18 protein-coding genes are annotated in these 18,479 nt (G+C 33.4%); 11 read left to right on the top strand and 7 right to left on the bottom strand.

Annotated elements, in window-relative coordinates:
- Nucleotides 1-30 precede the first annotated feature (30 nt).
- Nucleotides 31-570, bottom strand: coding sequence for a helix-turn-helix transcriptional regulator (locus NG806_RS06310; RefSeq protein ID WP_261512394.1), 540 nt, complete (start codon nucleotides 568-570; stop codon nucleotides 31-33).
- A gap of 843 nt (nucleotides 571-1,413) precedes the next feature.
- Between NG806_RS06310 and NG806_RS06305 the strand changes: the two genes are divergently transcribed.
- A complete protein-coding gene (locus NG806_RS06305; RefSeq protein WP_261512393.1) occupies nucleotides 1,414-2,523 on the top strand; it encodes a M14 family zinc carboxypeptidase in 1,110 nt (369 codons plus the stop codon).
- A gap of 54 nt (nucleotides 2,524-2,577) precedes the next feature.
- Here NG806_RS06305 and NG806_RS06300 read toward each other — a convergent pair whose 3' ends face one another.
- Complete coding sequence (locus tag NG806_RS06300) at nucleotides 2,578-3,093, bottom strand: DUF4920 domain-containing protein (protein ID WP_261512391.1); 516 nt, start codon at nucleotides 3,091-3,093, stop codon at nucleotides 2,578-2,580.
- A gap of 144 nt (nucleotides 3,094-3,237) precedes the next feature.
- Here NG806_RS06300 and NG806_RS06295 point away from each other — a divergent pair, with 144 nt between their 5' ends.
- The 3 genes from NG806_RS06295 (at nucleotide 3,238) to NG806_RS06285 (ending at nucleotide 7,217) form a co-directional block, all read left to right on the top strand.
- The gene (locus NG806_RS06295; protein ID WP_214824437.1) at nucleotides 3,238-4,653 is read left to right on the top strand and encodes an APC family permease; all 1,416 of its coding nucleotides are present in this window, start codon (nucleotides 3,238-3,240) and stop codon (nucleotides 4,651-4,653) included.
- A gap of 217 nt (nucleotides 4,654-4,870) precedes the next feature.
- A complete protein-coding gene (locus tag NG806_RS06290; protein WP_214824439.1) occupies nucleotides 4,871-5,311 on the top strand; it encodes a GPW/gp25 family protein in 441 nt (146 codons plus the stop codon).
- A 22-nt stretch (nucleotides 5,312-5,333) separates the two neighbouring features.
- On the top strand, nucleotides 5,334-7,217 hold the full coding sequence (locus NG806_RS06285) for a type VI secretion system baseplate subunit TssF (protein WP_214824443.1): 1,884 nt from the start codon (nucleotides 5,334-5,336) through the stop codon (nucleotides 7,215-7,217).
- A 57-nt stretch (nucleotides 7,218-7,274) separates the two neighbouring features.
- Here NG806_RS06285 and NG806_RS06280 read toward each other — a convergent pair whose 3' ends face one another.
- The 3 genes from NG806_RS06280 to NG806_RS06270 all read right to left on the bottom strand — a co-directional run bounded on the left by NG806_RS06280 (nucleotide 7,275) and on the right by NG806_RS06270 (nucleotide 8,970).
- Entirely contained in the window at nucleotides 7,275-7,574 is a 300-nt protein-coding gene (locus NG806_RS06280; RefSeq protein ID WP_261512390.1) for a putative quinol monooxygenase, read from the bottom strand.
- Between the two features lie 23 nt (nucleotides 7,575-7,597).
- Nucleotides 7,598-8,278 carry a type 1 glutamine amidotransferase domain-containing protein gene (locus NG806_RS06275; protein ID WP_214824458.1) on the bottom strand — a complete coding sequence of 227 codons (681 nt, stop codon included), beginning with the start codon at nucleotides 8,276-8,278 and terminating at the stop codon, nucleotides 7,598-7,600.
- A 116-nt stretch (nucleotides 8,279-8,394) separates the two neighbouring features.
- Entirely contained in the window at nucleotides 8,395-8,970 is a 576-nt protein-coding gene (locus tag NG806_RS06270; protein WP_261512388.1) for a Crp/Fnr family transcriptional regulator, read from the bottom strand.
- 242 nt (nucleotides 8,971-9,212) lie between these two features.
- Between NG806_RS06270 and uvrA the strand changes: the two genes are divergently transcribed.
- From uvrA to NG806_RS23080, 3 genes are all read left to right on the top strand, one after another.
- Nucleotides 9,213-12,041 (top strand): excinuclease ABC subunit UvrA, encoded by a 2,829-nt coding sequence (gene uvrA / locus NG806_RS06265; RefSeq protein ID WP_214824463.1) that lies wholly within the window; start codon nucleotides 9,213-9,215, stop codon nucleotides 12,039-12,041.
- Nucleotides 12,042-12,326: 285 nt separating this feature from the next.
- Complete coding sequence (locus NG806_RS06260) at nucleotides 12,327-12,722, top strand: TSCPD domain-containing protein (protein ID WP_261512387.1); 396 nt, start codon at nucleotides 12,327-12,329, stop codon at nucleotides 12,720-12,722.
- Nucleotides 12,723-12,867: 145 nt separating this feature from the next.
- Nucleotides 12,868-13,002 carry a bacteriocin-like protein gene (locus tag NG806_RS23080; RefSeq protein WP_449243619.1) on the top strand — a complete coding sequence of 45 codons (135 nt, stop codon included), beginning with the start codon at nucleotides 12,868-12,870 and terminating at the stop codon, nucleotides 13,000-13,002.
- 31 nt (nucleotides 13,003-13,033) lie between these two features.
- On the opposite strand, the gene NG806_RS06255 is transcribed toward NG806_RS23080, so the two are convergent.
- Nucleotides 13,034-13,597, bottom strand: a complete 564-nt coding sequence (locus tag NG806_RS06255) for a hypothetical protein (protein ID WP_261512386.1) — start codon at nucleotides 13,595-13,597, stop codon at nucleotides 13,034-13,036.
- A 144-nt stretch (nucleotides 13,598-13,741) separates the two neighbouring features.
- On the opposite strand from NG806_RS06255, the gene NG806_RS06250 reads away from it, so the two are divergent.
- The 3 genes from NG806_RS06250 (at nucleotide 13,742) to NG806_RS06240 (ending at nucleotide 15,107) form a co-directional block, all read left to right on the top strand.
- On the top strand, nucleotides 13,742-14,254 hold the full coding sequence (locus NG806_RS06250) for a DUF421 domain-containing protein (RefSeq protein ID WP_214824470.1): 513 nt from the start codon (nucleotides 13,742-13,744) through the stop codon (nucleotides 14,252-14,254).
- Nucleotides 14,255-14,259: 5 nt separating this feature from the next.
- Nucleotides 14,260-14,760 carry a GNAT family N-acetyltransferase gene (locus tag NG806_RS06245; RefSeq protein WP_214824472.1) on the top strand — a complete coding sequence of 167 codons (501 nt, stop codon included), beginning with the start codon at nucleotides 14,260-14,262 and terminating at the stop codon, nucleotides 14,758-14,760.
- A 104-nt stretch (nucleotides 14,761-14,864) separates the two neighbouring features.
- Nucleotides 14,865-15,107 (top strand): hypothetical protein, encoded by a 243-nt coding sequence (locus NG806_RS06240; protein WP_214824474.1) that lies wholly within the window; start codon nucleotides 14,865-14,867, stop codon nucleotides 15,105-15,107.
- A gap of 297 nt (nucleotides 15,108-15,404) precedes the next feature.
- Here the strand turns inward: NG806_RS06240 and NG806_RS06235 are convergent, their stop codons facing one another.
- Nucleotides 15,405-15,719 carry a DUF4286 family protein gene (locus NG806_RS06235; RefSeq protein WP_214824478.1) on the bottom strand — a complete coding sequence of 105 codons (315 nt, stop codon included), beginning with the start codon at nucleotides 15,717-15,719 and terminating at the stop codon, nucleotides 15,405-15,407.
- Between the two features lie 148 nt (nucleotides 15,720-15,867).
- Between NG806_RS06235 and gyrA the strand changes: the two genes are divergently transcribed.
- Complete coding sequence (gene gyrA / locus NG806_RS06230; RefSeq protein WP_214824481.1) at nucleotides 15,868-18,468, top strand: DNA gyrase subunit A; 2,601 nt, start codon at nucleotides 15,868-15,870, stop codon at nucleotides 18,466-18,468.
- The last annotated feature ends 11 nt before the right edge of the window (nucleotides 18,469-18,479 follow it).

Below are 18,479 nucleotides of genomic sequence, written 5' to 3'. Positions count from 1 at the left end.
TTTTAAGATATTCTTATTTTAATAAGGTTTTTATGGCTCAAAACTTTCGAATTTTCCATTTTCATAAAACAAAACAATTCTTTTTATTTTATGACTCTGATTTTCAATTACTTGGTTGATCATTTCGTCATTAGGTTTTTCTAATCGCTGAGAATCGATTATTTTTTCATGAGATTGGATCTTGTATGATATAGGAGATTCTCGGATAGCTTGTTTTTGAGGGATTACTTCTGTTTCTTCAATTCCAAAATCTTCATCATTATTCATCATAGTAAATAGATCCGGAAGTGAGGTTGGCTTTAATTTGTCTTCATCTGTTTCTTCTGCTATCTGTTCAGAAGTTTCAGGTAGAGCAGACTTCAACATCTCACCGTCACCATTTACTAACCAGTCCCAAAGGATCTCGGGGAAGTGAGACTTTATTTTTATGATAAACTCTAAGGAAGGTTTATTCCTTCCCGAAGTGATATGAGAAATAGAAGAACGTTGTACATCAATTTCATCAGCGAACTCTGAAGGTGTAAGTTTGGAGTACTCTATAACTTTGGAAATTCTTTCATTTAAACTCATAAAATAAGCTTTTAATCATTTTACAAATGTAAAGATAAGATTTACAAATGCAAAATACAAATGTAAACAATTACAAAGTTATCAAGTATACAAAAGTAAACTACATATTCGTCTGATAAACAACTATTTATAATGTTGATAAAATTAATCATTGATTTTTATTCAACAATTTATCCTCAAAATCTGTTTTTTGATAAATAACTTAAAGTAATGGATGAGGTAAATGAGTTATTGATAAAATTCTATGTAAATATTTCTATTAAATCTCCTGGTATAAGCTATTATGGTTGTATTTATACGCTTTGTTATAGCTAAAGAGTGAGAGATAAGCTAATAATCTGATTATATAGATAAATGACTATCGCAATGCTTGTGATATGATACATTTTGGGGCATAAACACCCTCTATAATTCAATTTTAACATTTATTTTTAATATACGTTATTTGGTATTATAGACTTTCTTTAAAGCTTATTTACCTAATTAAACTCAGATTAAATTTGACGAAAAATGGAGTTGAAATTAAAAAATAATCCACAATTTACATTTGTATACGATAGATAAATGCAATGTTTTCCACACTTTTTCTTGTTTAAAAGAATTACACTCAATTGTTGATAATCAGAATATTATTCACTTAAAGTAAAGTTAATTGTATAATATAGATAAATCTCATAAATAACTGACTTTTAAATATTTAAATATATTACATTTAATTATATGTAATCCACAATTTTATCCACAGACATAATGGCAATTTACATCGTTTAACTATATTACAAATGTTAATTTCATTTTTCACCTAAAAATGGTTATTTTTGACTCATGTAAATTATTAGTCAGATGAACTTTGAACAGCTCTACCTTCAAAACCCTACATTTCCTAATCGCTATATTTCCCCTGAAAAATTATTTTCTTACTTACAGACGAATCTCAGCGATTATATTCAGGAGATTGGAAAATCTTATTTAGATAAACCTATTTTTAAACTAAGCATTGGAACAGGAGATATTAATGTTCTGGCTTGGTCACAAATGCATGGAAATGAATCAAACGCTACTCATGCCATGTTAGATTTATTAGTTAGCTTGGATAAAGATCACTTTATGAAGCAGGAACTCTTTAGCAGGATTAAACTGGATTTTATCTTTATGCTAAATCCTGATGGTTCTGAAAAATGGACCAGATTAAATGCCGTAGATATTGATCTCAATCGGGATTTCCATAATGAAGCCAGTAAAGAGATTAAGCTCCTTAAGAATATTGTTTCTCAAAATAGATATGATTATGCACTGAATCTTCATGAGCAGAGAACCATCTTTACAACAGATGGAATTCATCCCGCTACACTTTCATTTTTAGCTCCATCTGAAAATGAAGAACGGACGGTTACAGATAATCGAAAGAAATGCATGGCAGTGATTGCAAATATTTATAATCATCTACAGGAGTTGATCCCTAATCAGATCGGAAGATACTCAGATGAGTTTTATCCTACATCTACGGGGGATAATTTCATAAAAGCCGGAATGCCTACTATTCTATTTGAAGGAGGACATTTTATAGATGATTACACCAGAAAGGGAACCAGAAAATATTATACAATAGCATTATACTATGCTTTAAAAGCAATCACTGAGCTAAACTCTGGTATTACTGGTTGGGAGACCTATTTAGATATCCCTGAAAATAAAGAAAGCCATTATGATATTGTTTATAGAAATGTAAAGCTCAATACGGATCATCATTGTGTCCTGGATATAGCAGTACAATATCGAGAAGTAAAGGAGGAGGAAAAGGATGATCTGTCTTTTATACCTTTTGTAATGGAAGTGGGAGATGTTAAAAAAAGAAAAGGATGGTTGGAAATAGACTGTACAGGAAAGAAATTTGTTTGCTCTACTAAATATCCAAAACTGGATGAGAAAGTAGATTTTACTATTGAAGATTAAAAAAGCGGAACAATTGGTTCCGCTTTTGTTTTATAGATACTCTTTTAATTTGGATTAATTTACCACCTTAATTCCATTTGCTACAAATCTGATCTCTTCTTTCGGTGTAGTGATCGCATCAATCTCTGATTGTGGTTTTTTAGCGTCCTCTGCATAGTGTTTCTGCTCGTCAATAGAAATTATCTTTCTTTCAGCGTCACCCTCTAAAACTACGTTTTTCCCTTTTAAAGCGGTAGGAACAAAGAATGCATAATCTTTCATTTTTACGAAAAATTGAGAATTATCTTCTGTCTGGATTGTTAACCAACATCCTTTTTTCTCACAAACATCGGTTACTTTTCCTTTAATCGCTACATTTTCAACCTTTTTATTTTCTTTCTTAAGTTTCTTACCTAATTTTTCAACGCTGATAGCCTTTGATTCAACAGATGAACCAACGCCAGCTCCGTAGGTATCACCTACAATAGCATTTCCTGCCGGTGGAGAAAATTTCTTTTGTACTGTTTCTTGTGCAAAAGCTACAGTAGAAGCACTGATCGCTACAGCAAATAGTATGGCTTTGAATTTCATTTTTAATATTTTTTTCAAAAATAACAATAAAAATTGAATTAATAAGTGTGATATACTTGATAAAAAATAGGCGTATCACTAAATTTTACACAAAATTCAAAATCAAGTGCATATTTGTTTATATTTGGGAATTCTAAATAATTTATGCATAAAAAATTAAAACTTTGGGATGCCATTATGTTAGTAATGGGTTCAATGATCGGAAGTGGAATCTTTATTGTAAGTGCAGACATGATGCGGAATCTGGGTTCTGGTTACTGGCTGATCATTGTATGGGTTATCACAGGAATAATGACGGTAGCTGCGGCAATTAGCTATGGGGAACTTTCTGCATTATTTCCTAAGGCAGGAGGACAGTATACCTATCTTAAAGAGATCTTCGGTAAGAGGATGGGTTTCTTGTATGGATGGGGACTTTTTACGGTAATCCAGACGGGTACTATTGCTGCTGTAGCAATGGCTTTTGGTAAATTTACTGCTTACCTGATTCCAGCTCTTAATGATGCAGAAGCTATTTTTCAAAGTGGAGAATTTAAAATTACATGGATTCAGATATTAGCAATTGCTATTATTGTTCTGCTTACTTATATCAACACTAGAGGTGTAGAGAGTGGTAAGATATTACAGAATATTTTTACAGGATCTAAAATTGTTGCTCTGTTGGGACTAATTGCCGCAGGTTTTATTTTGATAGATGTTTCTCATCTTTCCGAAAACTTCAGCTCTGGTTATGACGCTTTCAGTAATCTTAAAAAGGATCTGAGTGGAAATTTTCTTAAACAAGGCTGGGAGCCTATTGGAGGAATGACTTTGCTAGGAGGTATAGCAGCAGCGATGGTTGGTTCTGTTTTCAGTTCTGTGGCTTGGGAAAGTGTCACCTTTGTATCAGGTGAAATTGAAAACCCAAAGAAGAATGTTGTGAAGTCAATGATTTTCGGAACTTCTGCTGTAATGATTCTTTATATAGCAGTAAATTATGTTTATTTAAATGCTCTCGATCGGGATTCAATTGCTTTTGCAGCAAATGACAGGGTAGCTGTTGCAGCTTCACACAATATATTTGGAAGTGCGGGAACGGTTATTATTGCTTTACTGGTAATGATTTCTACTTTCGGATGTAATAACGGATTAATCTTAGCTGGAGCAAGGGTTTTTCAAACGATGGCTAAGGACGGAATGTTTTTTCAATCAGCAGAAAAAAATAATAAAAATGAGGTTCCCGGAAATGCACTTTGGATGCAGGGAATCTGGGCTTCCATATTGTGTCTGAGTGGACAATATGGAAATTTACTGGATATGATCTCTTTTGTTATTGTTTTATTTTACATGATAACAGTTTTTGGAGTGATTTACCTAAGGTTTAAACAGCCTAACCTTGAGAGGCCTTATAAAACATGGTTATACCCGATTACACCTATCATTTATCTGTTGATAGGAGCTGGTTTCTGTATTTTATTACTGATCTATAAACAACAGTATACATGGCCAGGTTTTGTAATGGTTTTACTCGGACTTCCGGTTTACTACTTTATTAACAGAAATAAAAGAGATAGCAAATAACTTGCTAACCAGGGAATATGGTAATTCCTTTTGCTTTAAAATATTCAATATTCATTTCGAAATAACTTCATTTACGGCTTTCAAACAGGTTTGAAAGCCGTAAATTTTAAGGAATATTTTTATTTCTGTATCATATATTATTTATTGAAAAATGTTTAAATTGGTATTTTGTTTTATGCGAATGAAAAAATAAAGAAAAAGCAAGAAAAGTTGATATATGGACACACCAAATTACAGAATGCCTTTTGTTCCGTCAACATTAATGTCCGAAGGAGGAAGTATAGATACCTGCGACATGGGGGAGAGTATCGCCCATAACATTATGTTGTTGATAACAACTAAAAAAGGAGAAAATAGATATGATGAAAATTACGGAAATGATGTATGGAATCTTGAATTCGATAACGGAGTTACAAGTGCTGTTTGGGAGAATATTTTTATTAAGAGTCTAAAAAGACAGATACAGGAATACGAACCAAGAATTGTTCAGCCACAAGTTGACGCTCATGTGCAAATCGTAGAACATAATTATGACACCAAGGAACATACAGAGATAAAGAAAAAAGTACGAATCGCCATTAATGCCAAAATGGAGGCGACAGGTGACCGATTCAGTTTTTCTACAGAATTATTTCTGAGCCCGATGTCTATTGATTAAATATTTATTGTAATTAAAATTTATGAATTTAGATCAGAATATATATTCTAAAGAATCCGTAAAAGCAAGAATGCTTCAAAATGCAACTAAAGTCTGGGGATTAAAGAGCCCACAATCTTTGGATCCATTTGTGAAATTATTGATAGATGCATTCAGTACTGAGATTTTCAAAGCGAATAATGAGATACAGACCGTAAATGCCCGCATATTAGAAAAGCTGGCAAAATTACTTACGCCATCTATTTATACTCACCCTATTCCTTCTCATTCTATCGCATTTACCCAGCCTTCAGAATCTTCTGAAGTATTGCTGGAACATACAGAGTTTTTCTTCAGAAAGCAGATGACTTCCACTGTAAAATCAGAATCAGATAAACAGGTTAATATTCCTTTCACTCCGATTGGAAATGTAAGGATCAATAAAGTACAGACCTCAATCATGTTTGTAGGGAATACCTGCTACAGTATTGATGAAAGATTGAACAAGATTCCTATTGCTAGATTCCAAGGTAAACCGGAAGATTATCGCAAGGTTACTATTGGTGTAAATGTCTCTAAATATGTAAGTGAGAACTTTCCTAAATACCTTAGTATATTTTGTTCAAACCCGGCTTTTGAACATCTTGATTTTGTATATAAACTTTTACCTTACATAACGGTTACAAGTGATGGAAATCCTTTGTTTATAAGAGAAGGATTATCCTATTTGAAAAATACTCAGGCAGAAGGGTATGAACAAATGTTCCGTGAGCAATCTATCAAAACAAAAACGATAGAAGATATTAAAAGTATTTATCATCATAAATTTATCGAAATAACAGGCTTATCAGATAGTTTGTTTTCGGAACCCGGAAAACTCCCTGAGAATCTGGACTTTCTTGAAGGTAGAGAGGAAATTGAAAAATACCTTGAAGGAAAGCGTTATTTATGGCTGACCTTTGAGTTTCCACCACAGTTTTCTGCTGAAATTTTAGATAATTTTTCATTCGTATTTAATGCTTTTCCAATTTATAACAGAGGGTGGAAAAAAACTGAATATAGTTTGGATATTATGGGAAATAATATTCCGCTGGTAACCGACGAAGGGGAGCATTTTTTATATGTAGACGAAGTTCAGGATGGAGAAGGTAGAAGATATACGGAAATTCCTTTTACACCAGCTGATGATTTAAAGAAAGGTCTTTATACAGTCAGAAAAGGAGGAATGGAACGTTTTACCAATAGAAATGCAGTTGATATGATTGCTAATGTTCTAGAACTGACAAGAGATGAAATTGCAGCATTTTCTTTATTAAACAGGGATAATGTAAAAGGAGTATTGAGTGAAATGTCAGACAAAATGAAGTCTATGGTACAAAAAGTAAATAATGCCAAAAGAAGTATCAAACAAGAACTTAATTATGTGATAATGGAGCCTGTTGAAAAGACAGACCATACGTATGCTTCTTTCTGGATCACACATTGTACTCTTGCTAATCATATGCGTCCTGGAACAGAGCTTTCAAATCAGTTGAAATCACAGTCTTTAGTGCTTCTTACTGAAACTATTGGTGGGGCTGAAGAGCAGAAAGGGACAGACAGCATTCAAGCTTATAAATATGCTCTGACAACTAGAGATAAAATTATATCCCTGGAAGATGTCAAGAACTATTGCAGGATGATTTTAAAAGATGAGGTAAAGGAAGTAAGGGTAAAAAGAGGTACCATGATCAGTAATAAACCAAAAGAAGGTTTTGTACGTACTGTTGAGATTGAAATTATTCCCCAGAACTACTCTTTTTATGGAAGAGCCTATTGGGAAAATATGTCAAATATGCTTCGAAACCAGATTATCTCAAAAGCAATAGACGGAATAGAATATCTCGTGAAAATAAGTAATGAAGATGTTGATTTCTTTGAAAATTAAAATTAAAAATTCCGGACTACCAATAGTTTCCGGAATTTTTGTTTTTAGAAAAGATTGCTATAAAATTTTATCCATAACAATTACTTCTCTACTTTCCAGCAATGGAACGATTTTTTCCAGAACTAAATTTTTGAAATATTCAGAATTACGATGTATTTCTACAGCATCTTTATCTGTATAACCTTCAAATAAGATTAATGTATTTTCATCTTGTTGACTTTGATGAAGATTATAGAACAAATTTCCTTCTTCCTTAGAGCTTTTCTCAGCGACTTCTTTCATGAGATACAATACGGTGTCTAGTTTCCCTTCTTTTACTTGCCATTTGGCGTATATATAAACAGCTTTTTGACTCATTTTCTTGAATTTAATGTTAAAGGTTATTTCTTTTTTGATTCTAAAATTGCAACTATTTTTTCACCAACACCTTTTGCAGAAGCTGGGTTCTGTCCGGTTACAATATTTCCATCAGCAATGCTATTCGCAGACCAGGGTTCTGCAGCGTGAAAAATTGCGCCCTGTTCAGTTAATGCAGTTTGCAGATCAAAAGGAACCTCAGCTCTTGCATAATTATCCTCTTCTTCTGTTGTGAAAGAAGCAATATTTTTACCATTGATCAGATAAGATCCATCGCTTAATTTTACATTCAGTAAAGATACCGGACCATGACATACTGCTCCAACTACTGCGTTACGCTCGTAAGTTTCGGCAATAATTCTTTTAAGTTCTGGAGCTTCGGGCATATCTACCATAGGAGCAAGACCTCCAGGAATAAAAATTGCATCATAGGTATTTACATCTACGGTTGATAATTTTACCGCATTATGCATATCTTCCCAGCCTTTACCCGTTAGGAAGGCTAAATTATCAGGATCATCCGCTAAATTTAAAGCATCAAGATAAGGAGAGTCTCCTGTTAAGCTCGCAAAATCAATTTGATAATCTGCTTTTTTAAATTCTGCATAAGGATGGGCTACTTCAGGTAGGAATGTACCTGTTCTTCTATTGTTAGGTCCGATTGAGTTTGCATTGGATACAATGATTAATACTTTTTGTTTCATGACTTAAAATTTTTCAGATTAATAATATTGTTATTTTTTTCTGATGTAAAATTACCACGGAACTTATCCGAAAATGAAGGAATAAAGTCACAAAAAAAGTGTGATTGAAATCACACTTACATTTTATTACTGTTCACATATAATCTACTCAATGTTTCCCTGCTTACACCCAAATATTCTGCTACATATTTTTTTGGAATTTCAAGGATGAGATCGGGATATAATTTTGAGAACTCTTCATATCGCTGTTGAGGAGTACTTGATAATAGAAGGGTTATTCTTTGTTGCAGAGCGATGTAGCCGTTTGTTAATTTTACCCTAAAGAAATGTTCCATTTTGTGAAATTCTAAAGCAAGTTTTTCTCTTCCTTCTAGAGTGAGACATAAAACCTGGCCATCTTTCAGGCATTCTACGAACATAGTAGCATTTTTTTGTTTGAAAAATCCTACGTAATCTGTCATCCACCAATTTTTTTTAGCAAATTGCAGGATATGCTCCTTACCGTTTTCATCAATGTAAAATACTTTATAGATACCATTCAAAGCTAAAAATTCAAACTTCACTTCGTCAGCTTCATTAACCAAAAATTGATTTTTACGAACATTTTTCAACGTAAAGAAGGTTTGAATACGATCAAATTCCTCATCTGTAAGAGGAATTACTTCTTCAATATGCTCGCGTAATCTGTTCATAGTGGTGAATTAATGAAATGTAAATTTAAATAAAATTGATTAAGTAAAGCGGGTAGGACAGCTTTAATATATTTTCCCGATCAATGTAATTTCATATAACCGTTATCTCATTTAAAATTTAAATTAAAATAAAAACTTTTGATTCATTTACTGCGAATAAACTAACACTTTTTAACACAAAAAATTCCATAAAATTCCGTAATTTTGCACAGCGTGATTTTCAGGTAGGATCACACTGAATTATGAGTAAATCAACAGAATATATAGAAATTTACGGTGCTCGAGAGCATAATTTAAAAAATATAAACGTAAAAATTCCACGCAATGAATTGGTAGTAATTACCGGGCTTTCCGGCAGTGGAAAATCATCATTAGCTTTTGATACTATTTTCGCAGAAGGTCAGCGTCGTTATATTGAAACATTTTCAGCATATGCGCGTCAATTTTTAGGAGGTTTGGAGCGTCCTGATGTCGATAAGATCGAAGGGCTTTCTCCTGTAATTGCAATAGAGCAGAAGACCACTAATAAAAATCCACGTTCCACTGTAGGAACAGTTACTGAGCTTTATGATTATCTGCGTTTACTGTATGCAAGGGTGTCGGATGCTTATTCAATGGCTAGTGGAAAAAGATTGGTAAGCTATACGGAAGATCAGATCCTTGATACAATTAAGGAAAATTATAAAGGTGAAAAGATCATGCTGATGGCTCCTGTTGTTCGCTCGAGAAAAGGACATTACCATGAGCTTTTCGTACAGATGGCAAAAAAAGGCTATGGACAGGCAAGAATTGATGGTGAGCTGCAGGATATCGAATATGATCTAAAGCTCGACCGTTATAAAACCCATGATATCGATATCGTTATTGACCGCTGGATTATTGGTGAAAGTGCCTCCGAAACCAGAATGGAGAAATCCCTGAGAACAGCGATGGAGATGGGGGAAGGAATTATTGGAATTCAAAAACTGGGAAGTACGGATATTGAATATTTCTCAAAGAATCTAATGGATGCGGAAACAGGACATTCATTAGCATTACCGGAACCTAATACCTTTTCATTCAATTCCCCTAAAGGAAGCTGTCCGGATTGCAAAGGATTGGGAACTATTAAAAAGATCAATACAGACTATTTTGTTGATAATCCAAAGTTGTCGATCAATCAGGGAGCTTTATTGCCTTTAGAAGATATTAAATCTAATAAATGGATTTTAGCACAGATCAAGAATATTCTTGAGATCTTCGGTTTGGGTTTAACGACTGCAATGAAGGATATTCCTGAAGAGGCGTTGGAATATATTTATCACGGCTGTCATAAAGAATTTAATAAAGACCTTAAATATGCAGGAATTACCAAGAAAATAAAAATCAATTTTGATGGGTTAATTCCTTTTATGGAAGAAATTATTGATGAGAAAGAATCTTATGAAGGTGTTTTGCTGGAAAGACATTTTACTACTGAAGAGACTTGTCCTGAATGTAACGGAACCCGTTTACAGCCTTCAAGTTTAAGTTTTAAAATTGATGGAAAAAATATTGCTGAGGTCAATGGTTTAAGTTTATCGGATTTGAAAGACTGGCTGCATGATATTAAAGACAAATTCTCAGAAAAAAATAAAATTATTGCGTACGAAATTTTAAAGGAAATTGAAACCAGACTTCAGTTCTTGCTGGATGTAGGATTAGATTATTTAAGTTTAAGCAGGAGTTCCAAAACGCTTTCTGGAGGTGAATCTCAAAGGATCCGCCTGGCAACACAAATTGGTTCGCAACTGGTTAATGTCTTGTATATTCTGGATGAACCAAGTATCGGTCTCCATCAGAGAGACAATGAAAGACTTATCAAATCATTAAAGAATCTTAGAGATATTGGTAATTCTGTTTTGGTTGTAGAGCATGACAAAGATATGATCCTTGAAGCTGATGAGGTATTGGATATCGGGCCAAGAGCTGGAAAATTTGGAGGTGAAATTCTTTGGCAGGGAAAACCGAAAGACCTGTTGAAGGCTGATACTATAACAGCTGATTATATCAATGGAAAAAGAAAAATTGAAATTCCAGAACAAAGGAGAGTAGGAAACGGAAAAAATATTTTATTAAAAGGGGCTACTGGAAATAACCTTAAAAATGTAACTCTTGATATTCCTTTAGGGAAATTAGTGGTTGTAACAGGAATTTCAGGAAGTGGAAAATCTTCCTTGATTAATGGTACCTTATATCCAATCCTTAACAAACATTTTTACAGAGCAGTTCAGGAGCCTTTACCATATAAAAAAATTGAGGGTCTGGAAAATATCGACAAAATAGTAGATGTAGACCAAGCTCCGATCGGAAGAACACCTCGATCAAATCCTGCAACCTATACGGGAATGTTCACTGATATCAGAAATCTTTTCGCTGAATTACCGGAAAGTAAAATTCGTGGTTATAAGCCAGGGAGATTTTCTTTTAATGTAAAAGGTGGAAGATGTGAAACCTGTCAAGGTGGTGGACTGAAGGTAATTGAGATGAACTTCTTACCGGATGTTTATGTTCATTGTGAAACCTGCAACGGAAAACGCTTCAACAGGGAAACCCTTGAAGTTCGTTATAAAGGAAAATCTATTTCTGATGTATTGGATATGACAATTGATGAAGCAGTAGATTTCTTCCAGCCAATTCCTAAAATTTTTAGCAGAGTTAAAACACTGCAAGATGTTGGTTTGGGCTATATCACAATGGGGCAACAGTCAACAACCCTTTCCGGAGGAGAGGCTCAGCGTATTAAACTTGCCACAGAACTGGCGAAGAGACAAACAGGAAATACACTTTACATTCTGGATGAACCTACAACGGGATTACATTTTGAAGACGTTAAAATATTAATGGATGCGATCAACCAACTGGTTGAGCTTGGAAATTCGTTTATTATTATTGAACATAATATGGATGTGATTAAACTGGCTGATCATATTATTGATGTTGGTCCGGAAGGAGGGAAACATGGTGGACAAATTGTTGCTCAGGGAACTCCCGAGGAAATTATCAAGTCTAAGAAAAGTTTGACAGGGAAGTTTTTGAAGAAAGAATTCTAATACCTATACTTCGTATTGAAAAAAGTTAAATGTGTGATTTAAAAGTATTACAATAATGACTAAAAAAGGCTGAACCGATAAAGTTTGGTCTTTTTTTATAATCTAATTTGAAGTTCAATATTAATTTTTCAATTATTTTAAAAATTTAATATACTGTATATCAGTTATTTGTGTTCTAATATTAACTCAATGTTAACTAGATGTGAATTTAATATGAATTATTTTTAATAACTTCGGGTAAGAAATACAAACTAATGTAATTATAATATTTAAAACCATACAGTTATGAAAAATAAAATTCAAATATTTATAGCTTCACTTTTCGTTTTGGGATTTGTTTCAATGAATACTTTTAAAGCACAGACTAACAATACTAATGTAATTCAGGAGATTCAATTGAATAAGAATGATACGTTCAGTGACATAAGAAATGAATTATTAGATAACTTCGATTTTACGAATTACGAATATAAACAAGGAGTTGTAAATTCAGAGGTAAAATTCGATATTACAGAAAATGGAAAGATCGTGAACGTTCACTCTACAGGTGATTGCAAAAATGTAAGTAAAGAAATTGAAAATGTTTTAACTAACCTTAAAATAAATCGCAAAAATTTTAATGAAAATATGATGGCTTATACCTATGTGATGCCAGTAACGGTTGAGATAGATAATAGGTAAAATTCATAAAACATTTATATAGATTTGGCAAATTCTCTATAATTTTTGTTTTTAAGATGCGAATAGTGAAAATTTTCCACAAAAATTTGTAATAAACTAATTGGTTTTTCGTTTTAAATTTAGCCAACTATTAAATTAAAACAATATGAAAAATTTAAAGAAACTTAACAAGCAAGAATTAAAATCAGTGTATGGAGGAGAGCCTAAAAAATACTGTGTATACTGTGAAAGATTAAATAAGACAGTTTGTAGCGAAGTTCCAATCGCTCAGTGTCCTTAAAAAACTTAAGCTGCTAGAAATAGCAGCTTTTTTATTGTTCTAAATCTTCTTCAGCATAAGAAATAAATCCCTCCAAACTATTTTTAAGATCTGTAGCGGTACTGATAGAATTATTAAATGTTATATTGTCAATTTTCCAATGCTTGTCATCTGTATTAATTAAATGTATAGTATCAGTCCATATAATTTGAGGGGATACCTTATCATACTCAAAATCAACAGAAACATTTGCTCTATTAGCAATGATATCAACCGATTTTATTTTGTAAGTCGTATATCCTTCATATAAACTTGAGAAAACTTCCCCTTCTAATATTAAAGGCTTATCCGTTGGATGAGCACTGCTTTTTACTTTTTCAATATCTGCTTTTGAAACACTAATTGCTTTTTTTATTACATCTTCCAGATCAGAAGAAAATAGATCCTTTTGAAGCGGGCGATCATAAAGGGTTTCATTAGAACGACTATACAAAGTGTATAGTTTATTTACTTTTTCTCTGATTTCGGGTTCTGCAGATTCTTTTTTATAATCCTGATGATTTTTACAGCTGAGTAATACTAAGAAAATACTTAGATAGAAGAATAGCGCTTTCATTATTGTGTTTTTTAAGGATATAAGGTCCTGAAATTGAGTATCAAAGTTTGTACCAATTTATAGATGGTCAAAAAGAAGATGATTGAAAATTTACTTCGATATTTTAAGATTTCTTTACTACATTTGAATAGATAAAAAATATCTGTGGATCCTATTCTTAATGTTGTTGTTCGTTCCCTTTGCGTTTACCTTTTCATGGTAATTGCAATCCGTTTATTTGGTAAAAATCAACTTTCTCAGCTTAATGCAGGAGATGTTGTGTTATTACTTCTTATTTCCAATGCAGTACAAAATGCCATGGTGGGACCTGATACATCTCTCCAGGGAGGGCTTATCGCTGCACTTGTGCTTTTCGCAGCTAATTTTATCTTAAAAAGATTAATGTTTGCAAACCCGTCCTTCGAAACTTTTATGGAGGAAGATCCGGTGATTTTAATAAGGGATGGTGAAGTAGATCAAAAAGCGCTTGATAAAGTGAAAATTACTAAGGGAGAATTAGAAGAGGCAATAAGAGAGCATGGTGTGGAAAAGATAGAAAATGTAAAGCTATCCGTTCTTGAAGTTGATGGAAATATAAGTGTTGTCTCAGAAGATGGTCAAACAAAACAAACTCATTATTCAAGAATAAAACGAAAAAATAAAAGAAAATATCTTTAAATAAAATGAACTACGAAATCAGAGAAATGCTTCCCAGTGACGAAGTACGTGTTTTAGAAATATTTCAGCAAGGAATAGATGGCGGAATTGCTACTTTTGAAACCGAGGCTCCCAATAGAGAAGTTTGGAACACAGAATTTTTTAACGACTGCAGATGGATTTTGGAAAATGAAAATAATGAGGTAGTTGGTTGGGCAGCCTTAAAACCAGTAAGTAAAAGAGAATGTTTTAAAGGAGTTGCAGAAGTAAGCATTTATTTTGACGTTAATTACCAGGGAAAGGGTTTAGGGTCAGTATTACTTAAAAAGATGATTTTAGACAGCGAAAGCCATGGTTTCTGGACCTTACAGTCTAATATATTTCCTGAAAATGAAGCATCCATAAAATTCCATCAGAAAAATGGATTCAGAACAGTAGGAATTCGTAAAAAAGTTGGAAAACTAAATGGAGAATGGAAAGATCTTGTTATGCTTGAAAAAAGAAGCGAGACAGTAGGTTTTGACTAAAATTAAGATATTAATATTCTCTTAATATCTTATCTCTGCTATGTGAATTCGATCTTTGGCATCAACCTTGTTTATTTTCATACGAAATTTGAAACAATGAAAATATGAAAGGTTTAATAAAAGTAGTGGGAGTGGTTTCTCTGGGTTTTATGCTGTCTAGCTGTACCGTGCAGGAGCAACACTATCATGGTAGGAGAGGATTGCCACCAGGGCAGGCAAAAAAGGTGTATGGCGGAAGTGCCAGATATTATGCGCCAGGCCAGGTTAAGAAGAGGGTATACTACTATGAATATGATGATAGAGGTCATAACAAACATAGAGGACATAAAAAACATCACAGAGATTAATATCTTATAATAGCCCTGATTTTACGGGGCTTTTTTCGTTGGCAGTTAAAAGCTATATTTTAATTTAACTTTTTGGCACTCGGATTGTTTGTATTAGTTTGAATCATAAAGAATAAAAATATGAAAACCTTAACTAAAATTATCGGAGTATTGGCTTTGGTTGGTGTGTTGGCTTCATGTTTACCTCACCCTCCTGCGCCTCCAAAACCACCGCATCATCCAACAAGATAAAAAGAAACTTATTTTGATTTAAAAATCAAAAAAATGAAAGGCCCTGAAATTTCAGGGCCTTTTTTATTAAAGTCTGGTTTTCTTTGGATTTAAAAAAGTGTTGAAGATCATAACTTCCTGTCCAAATTGTTTCTCTATTCTCTCAGAGATGTTTAAGAGCTCACTCTCAATAAAATCTGTTCGCAATTCATCATTGTCAAATATTAAAAGAAGGTTGTAGTTTTTTCCATCCTCAATATAATCACTGTCTACTTCGGAAAGAATATATTTGCTGACATCCATCAGATTTTCAGTCATTAAAACCAATGTCTCGTCCATATAATTTTCCCATTCTTCCAGATTGTTTTTCGTGCAGTGGAAAGTTATACTTAATACGCTCATATTTTAAGAATTTTTAAGATTTTGTGGATAAATTCTACTACAAAAATCGGTAAAAATTTCGTAAATTAGCCCGTTAATAAAAAACCAAAATAAATAATTTTCAGACTCACAGCTAAAAGTCTGACTGTCATTATAATAAAATTTGTTTATGCAAAAAGAAGGAGAAAGACTAATTCCTATCAACATTGTTGATGAAATGAAGTCATCTTATATCGATTATTCGATGTCAGTTATCGTTTCAAGAGCGTTACCTGACGTAAGAGATGGCTTAAAACCCGTTCATAGAAGAGTACTTTATGGTATGTATGGATTGGGGGTTTTTTCTAATAGAAAATACTTAAAATCTGCGAGAATTGTTGGAGATGTTTTAGGTAAATATCATCCACATGGAGACTCTTCTGTATATGATGCAATGGTTAGAATGGCACAGCCTTGGAGTTTACGATATCCTCAGGTTGATGGTCAGGGTAACTTTGGATCTATGGATGGTGACCCACCGGCGGCAATGCGTTATACTGAAGCCAGACTAAAGAAAATTTCTGATGATATACTTTCAGACTTGGACAAAGAAACTGTTGATTTTCAGAATAATTTTGATGATAGCATGACGGAACCTACCGTGATGCCTACAAAAATTCCAAATCTTTTAGTTAATGGAACTTCTGGTATCGCTGTTGGGATGGCAACGAATATGGCGCCGCATAACTTATCGGAAGCTGTAGATGCAATCACGGCATACATTGATAATAAGGAAATTACCATTGATGAATTGATGCAGCATATCATTGCTCCTGATTTTCCAACAGGTGGGATTATTTATGGGTACGATGGGGTGAGAGATGCGTTCCACACAGGAAGAGGAAGGGTTGTTCTTAGAGCGAAAGTTAATTTCGAAGAAATAGGAAACAGAAATGCTATTATCGTTACTGAAATTCCTTATCAGGTAAATAAAGCAGAAATGATCGCCAGAACAGCTGAACTGGTTAAAGATGAGAAAATTCCCGGAATTTATGAGATAAGAGATGAATCCGACAGAAAAGGTCTTCGTATCGTTTATGAATTAAAGAATGATGCGATTCCTAATGTAGTATTGAACTTATTATATAAATATACTTCACTTCAGACCTCTTTTAGTGTTAATAATATTGCTTTGGTACATGGTAGACCTGAGCAGTTGAACTTAAAAGATATTATCCATCATTTTGTAGAACACAGACATGAGGTGGTTATCAGAAGAACTCAGTATGAGCTTAAGAAAGCTAAGGAAAGAGCACATATCTTAGAGGGCTTCATGAAAGTGATAGGAACTCAGGATTCATTGGATAAAGCTATCTCAATTATCCGTCACAGTGCAAATCCCCAAGCTGCTAAAGAAGGCTTAATTCAGGAGTTTGATCTTTCTGAAATTCAGGCTCAGGCAATTCTTGATCTTCGTTTGGCTCGTTTAACGGGAATGGAACTTGATAAGATCCGCGATGAGTACGATGCTATCATGAAAGAAATTCAGAATTTAGAAGATATTTTAGCAAACGAAAGCAGAAGATTCGAAATTATTAAAGAAGAATTACTTGAAGTAAAAGAGAAATACGGTGACGAAAGAAGAACTGAAATAGATTATTCAGGAGGAGAAATGTCAATTGAAGATATTATTCCGAATGATGCTGTGGTTCTTACTATTTCTCATGCTGGATATATCAAAAGAACTTCTCTTTCGGAATATAAAATTCAAAGTAGAGGTGGTGTAGGAAACAGAGCAGCTACGACAAGAGATGAAGATTTCTTAGAGTATATTGTTTCTGCAACCAATCACCAGTATATGTTATTCTTTACGGAAAAAGGAAAATGTTATTGGTTAAGGGTATTTGAAATTCCTGAAGGTTCTAAAACAGCAAAAGGCAGAGCAGTTCAGAATTTGATCAATATTGAGCCGGATGATAAGATTAAAGCATACATCCGTACTAACGATCTTAAAGATACTGAGTATATAAATCAAATGAGCGTTGTGATGATTACTAAAAATGGTACCATCAAAAAAACGTCTCTCGAAGCATATTCAAGACCAAGAGTAAATGGTATCAATGCTATTGAGATCAGAGATAATGACCAGTTGTTAGGCGCATGGTTAACGAATGGTACTTCACAGATTATGATTGCTACTAAAAATGGTAAATGTATCCGTTTCCCAGAAGAAAAAGTAAGAGAAGTAGGAAGGGGTTCTATTGGGGTTCGTGGTATTACTATGGAGGATAGTGATGAGGTAATTGGTATGATTGTTGTGAACGATGTAGAAAATGAAACCGTTTTAGTAGTTTCTGAAAAAGGATACGGTAAGAGAACTGCCGTTGAAGATTATAGAATTACCAACAGAGGTGGAAAAGGAGTTATCACGCTGAATATTACTGAAAAAACCGGAAATCTTATCGCAATTCAGAACGTAACAGATGAAGATGGATTAATGATTATCAATAAATCTGGTGTTGCAATCCGTATGAATATGGATGAAATGAGAGTAATGGGTAGAAATACTCAGGGAGTGAGAATGATCAATCTTAAGAAAAATGATGAAATTGCAGCAATTGCAAAAGTAGCTATGGATAAAGATGTAGAGGAAGAATTAGAGGAAAATTTAGAAGGAGCGGAAACTACGCAAGATAGCGGTACAGAAGCAAATGTAACACCACAATTAGAGAATAATTCAGAAAATGATAAACCAGCAGAAGACGCTGAAAATTCTGATTCTGAAGAATAAATGTAAATAAA

Source organism: Chryseobacterium paludis (assembly GCF_025403485.1).
Lineage (GTDB): Bacteria > Bacteroidota > Bacteroidia > Flavobacteriales > Weeksellaceae > Chryseobacterium > Chryseobacterium paludis.
Note: the sequence above shows the minus strand (reverse complement) of the source record. Positions and strands in the feature narration are given on the sequence as shown.

Excerpts from the sequence above, each read along its gene's own strand:
- NG806_RS06310 (WP_261512394.1), bottom strand. The coding sequence starts at position 570 with ATGAGTTTAAATGAAAGAATTTCCAAAGTTATAGAGTACTCCAAACTT.
- NG806_RS06305 (WP_261512393.1), top strand. The coding sequence starts at position 1,414 with ATGAACTTTGAACAGCTCTACCTTCAAAACCCTACATTTCCTAATCGC.
- NG806_RS06300 (WP_261512391.1), bottom strand. The coding sequence starts at position 3,093 with ATGAAATTCAAAGCCATACTATTTGCTGTAGCGATCAGTGCTTCTACT.
- NG806_RS06295 (WP_214824437.1), top strand. The coding sequence starts at position 3,238 with ATGCATAAAAAATTAAAACTTTGGGATGCCATTATGTTAGTAATGGGT.
- NG806_RS06290 (WP_214824439.1), top strand. The coding sequence starts at position 4,871 with ATGGACACACCAAATTACAGAATGCCTTTTGTTCCGTCAACATTAATG.
- NG806_RS06285 (WP_214824443.1), top strand. The coding sequence starts at position 5,334 with ATGAATTTAGATCAGAATATATATTCTAAAGAATCCGTAAAAGCAAGA.
- NG806_RS06280 (WP_261512390.1), bottom strand. The coding sequence starts at position 7,574 with ATGAGTCAAAAAGCTGTTTATATATACGCCAAATGGCAAGTAAAAGAA.
- NG806_RS06275 (WP_214824458.1), bottom strand. The coding sequence starts at position 8,278 with ATGAAACAAAAAGTATTAATCATTGTATCCAATGCAAACTCAATCGGA.
- NG806_RS06270 (WP_261512388.1), bottom strand. The coding sequence starts at position 8,970 with ATGAACAGATTACGCGAGCATATTGAAGAAGTAATTCCTCTTACAGAT.
- uvrA (WP_214824463.1), top strand. The coding sequence starts at position 9,213 with ATGAGTAAATCAACAGAATATATAGAAATTTACGGTGCTCGAGAGCAT.
- NG806_RS06260 (WP_261512387.1), top strand. The coding sequence starts at position 12,327 with ATGAAAAATAAAATTCAAATATTTATAGCTTCACTTTTCGTTTTGGGA.
- NG806_RS23080 (WP_449243619.1), top strand. The coding sequence starts at position 12,868 with ATGAAAAATTTAAAGAAACTTAACAAGCAAGAATTAAAATCAGTGTAT.
- NG806_RS06255 (WP_261512386.1), bottom strand. The coding sequence starts at position 13,597 with ATGAAAGCGCTATTCTTCTATCTAAGTATTTTCTTAGTATTACTCAGC.
- NG806_RS06245 (WP_214824472.1), top strand. The coding sequence starts at position 14,260 with ATGAACTACGAAATCAGAGAAATGCTTCCCAGTGACGAAGTACGTGTT.
- NG806_RS06240 (WP_214824474.1), top strand. The coding sequence starts at position 14,865 with ATGAAAGGTTTAATAAAAGTAGTGGGAGTGGTTTCTCTGGGTTTTATG.
- NG806_RS06235 (WP_214824478.1), bottom strand. The coding sequence starts at position 15,719 with ATGAGCGTATTAAGTATAACTTTCCACTGCACGAAAAACAATCTGGAA.
- gyrA (WP_214824481.1), top strand. The coding sequence starts at position 15,868 with ATGCAAAAAGAAGGAGAAAGACTAATTCCTATCAACATTGTTGATGAA.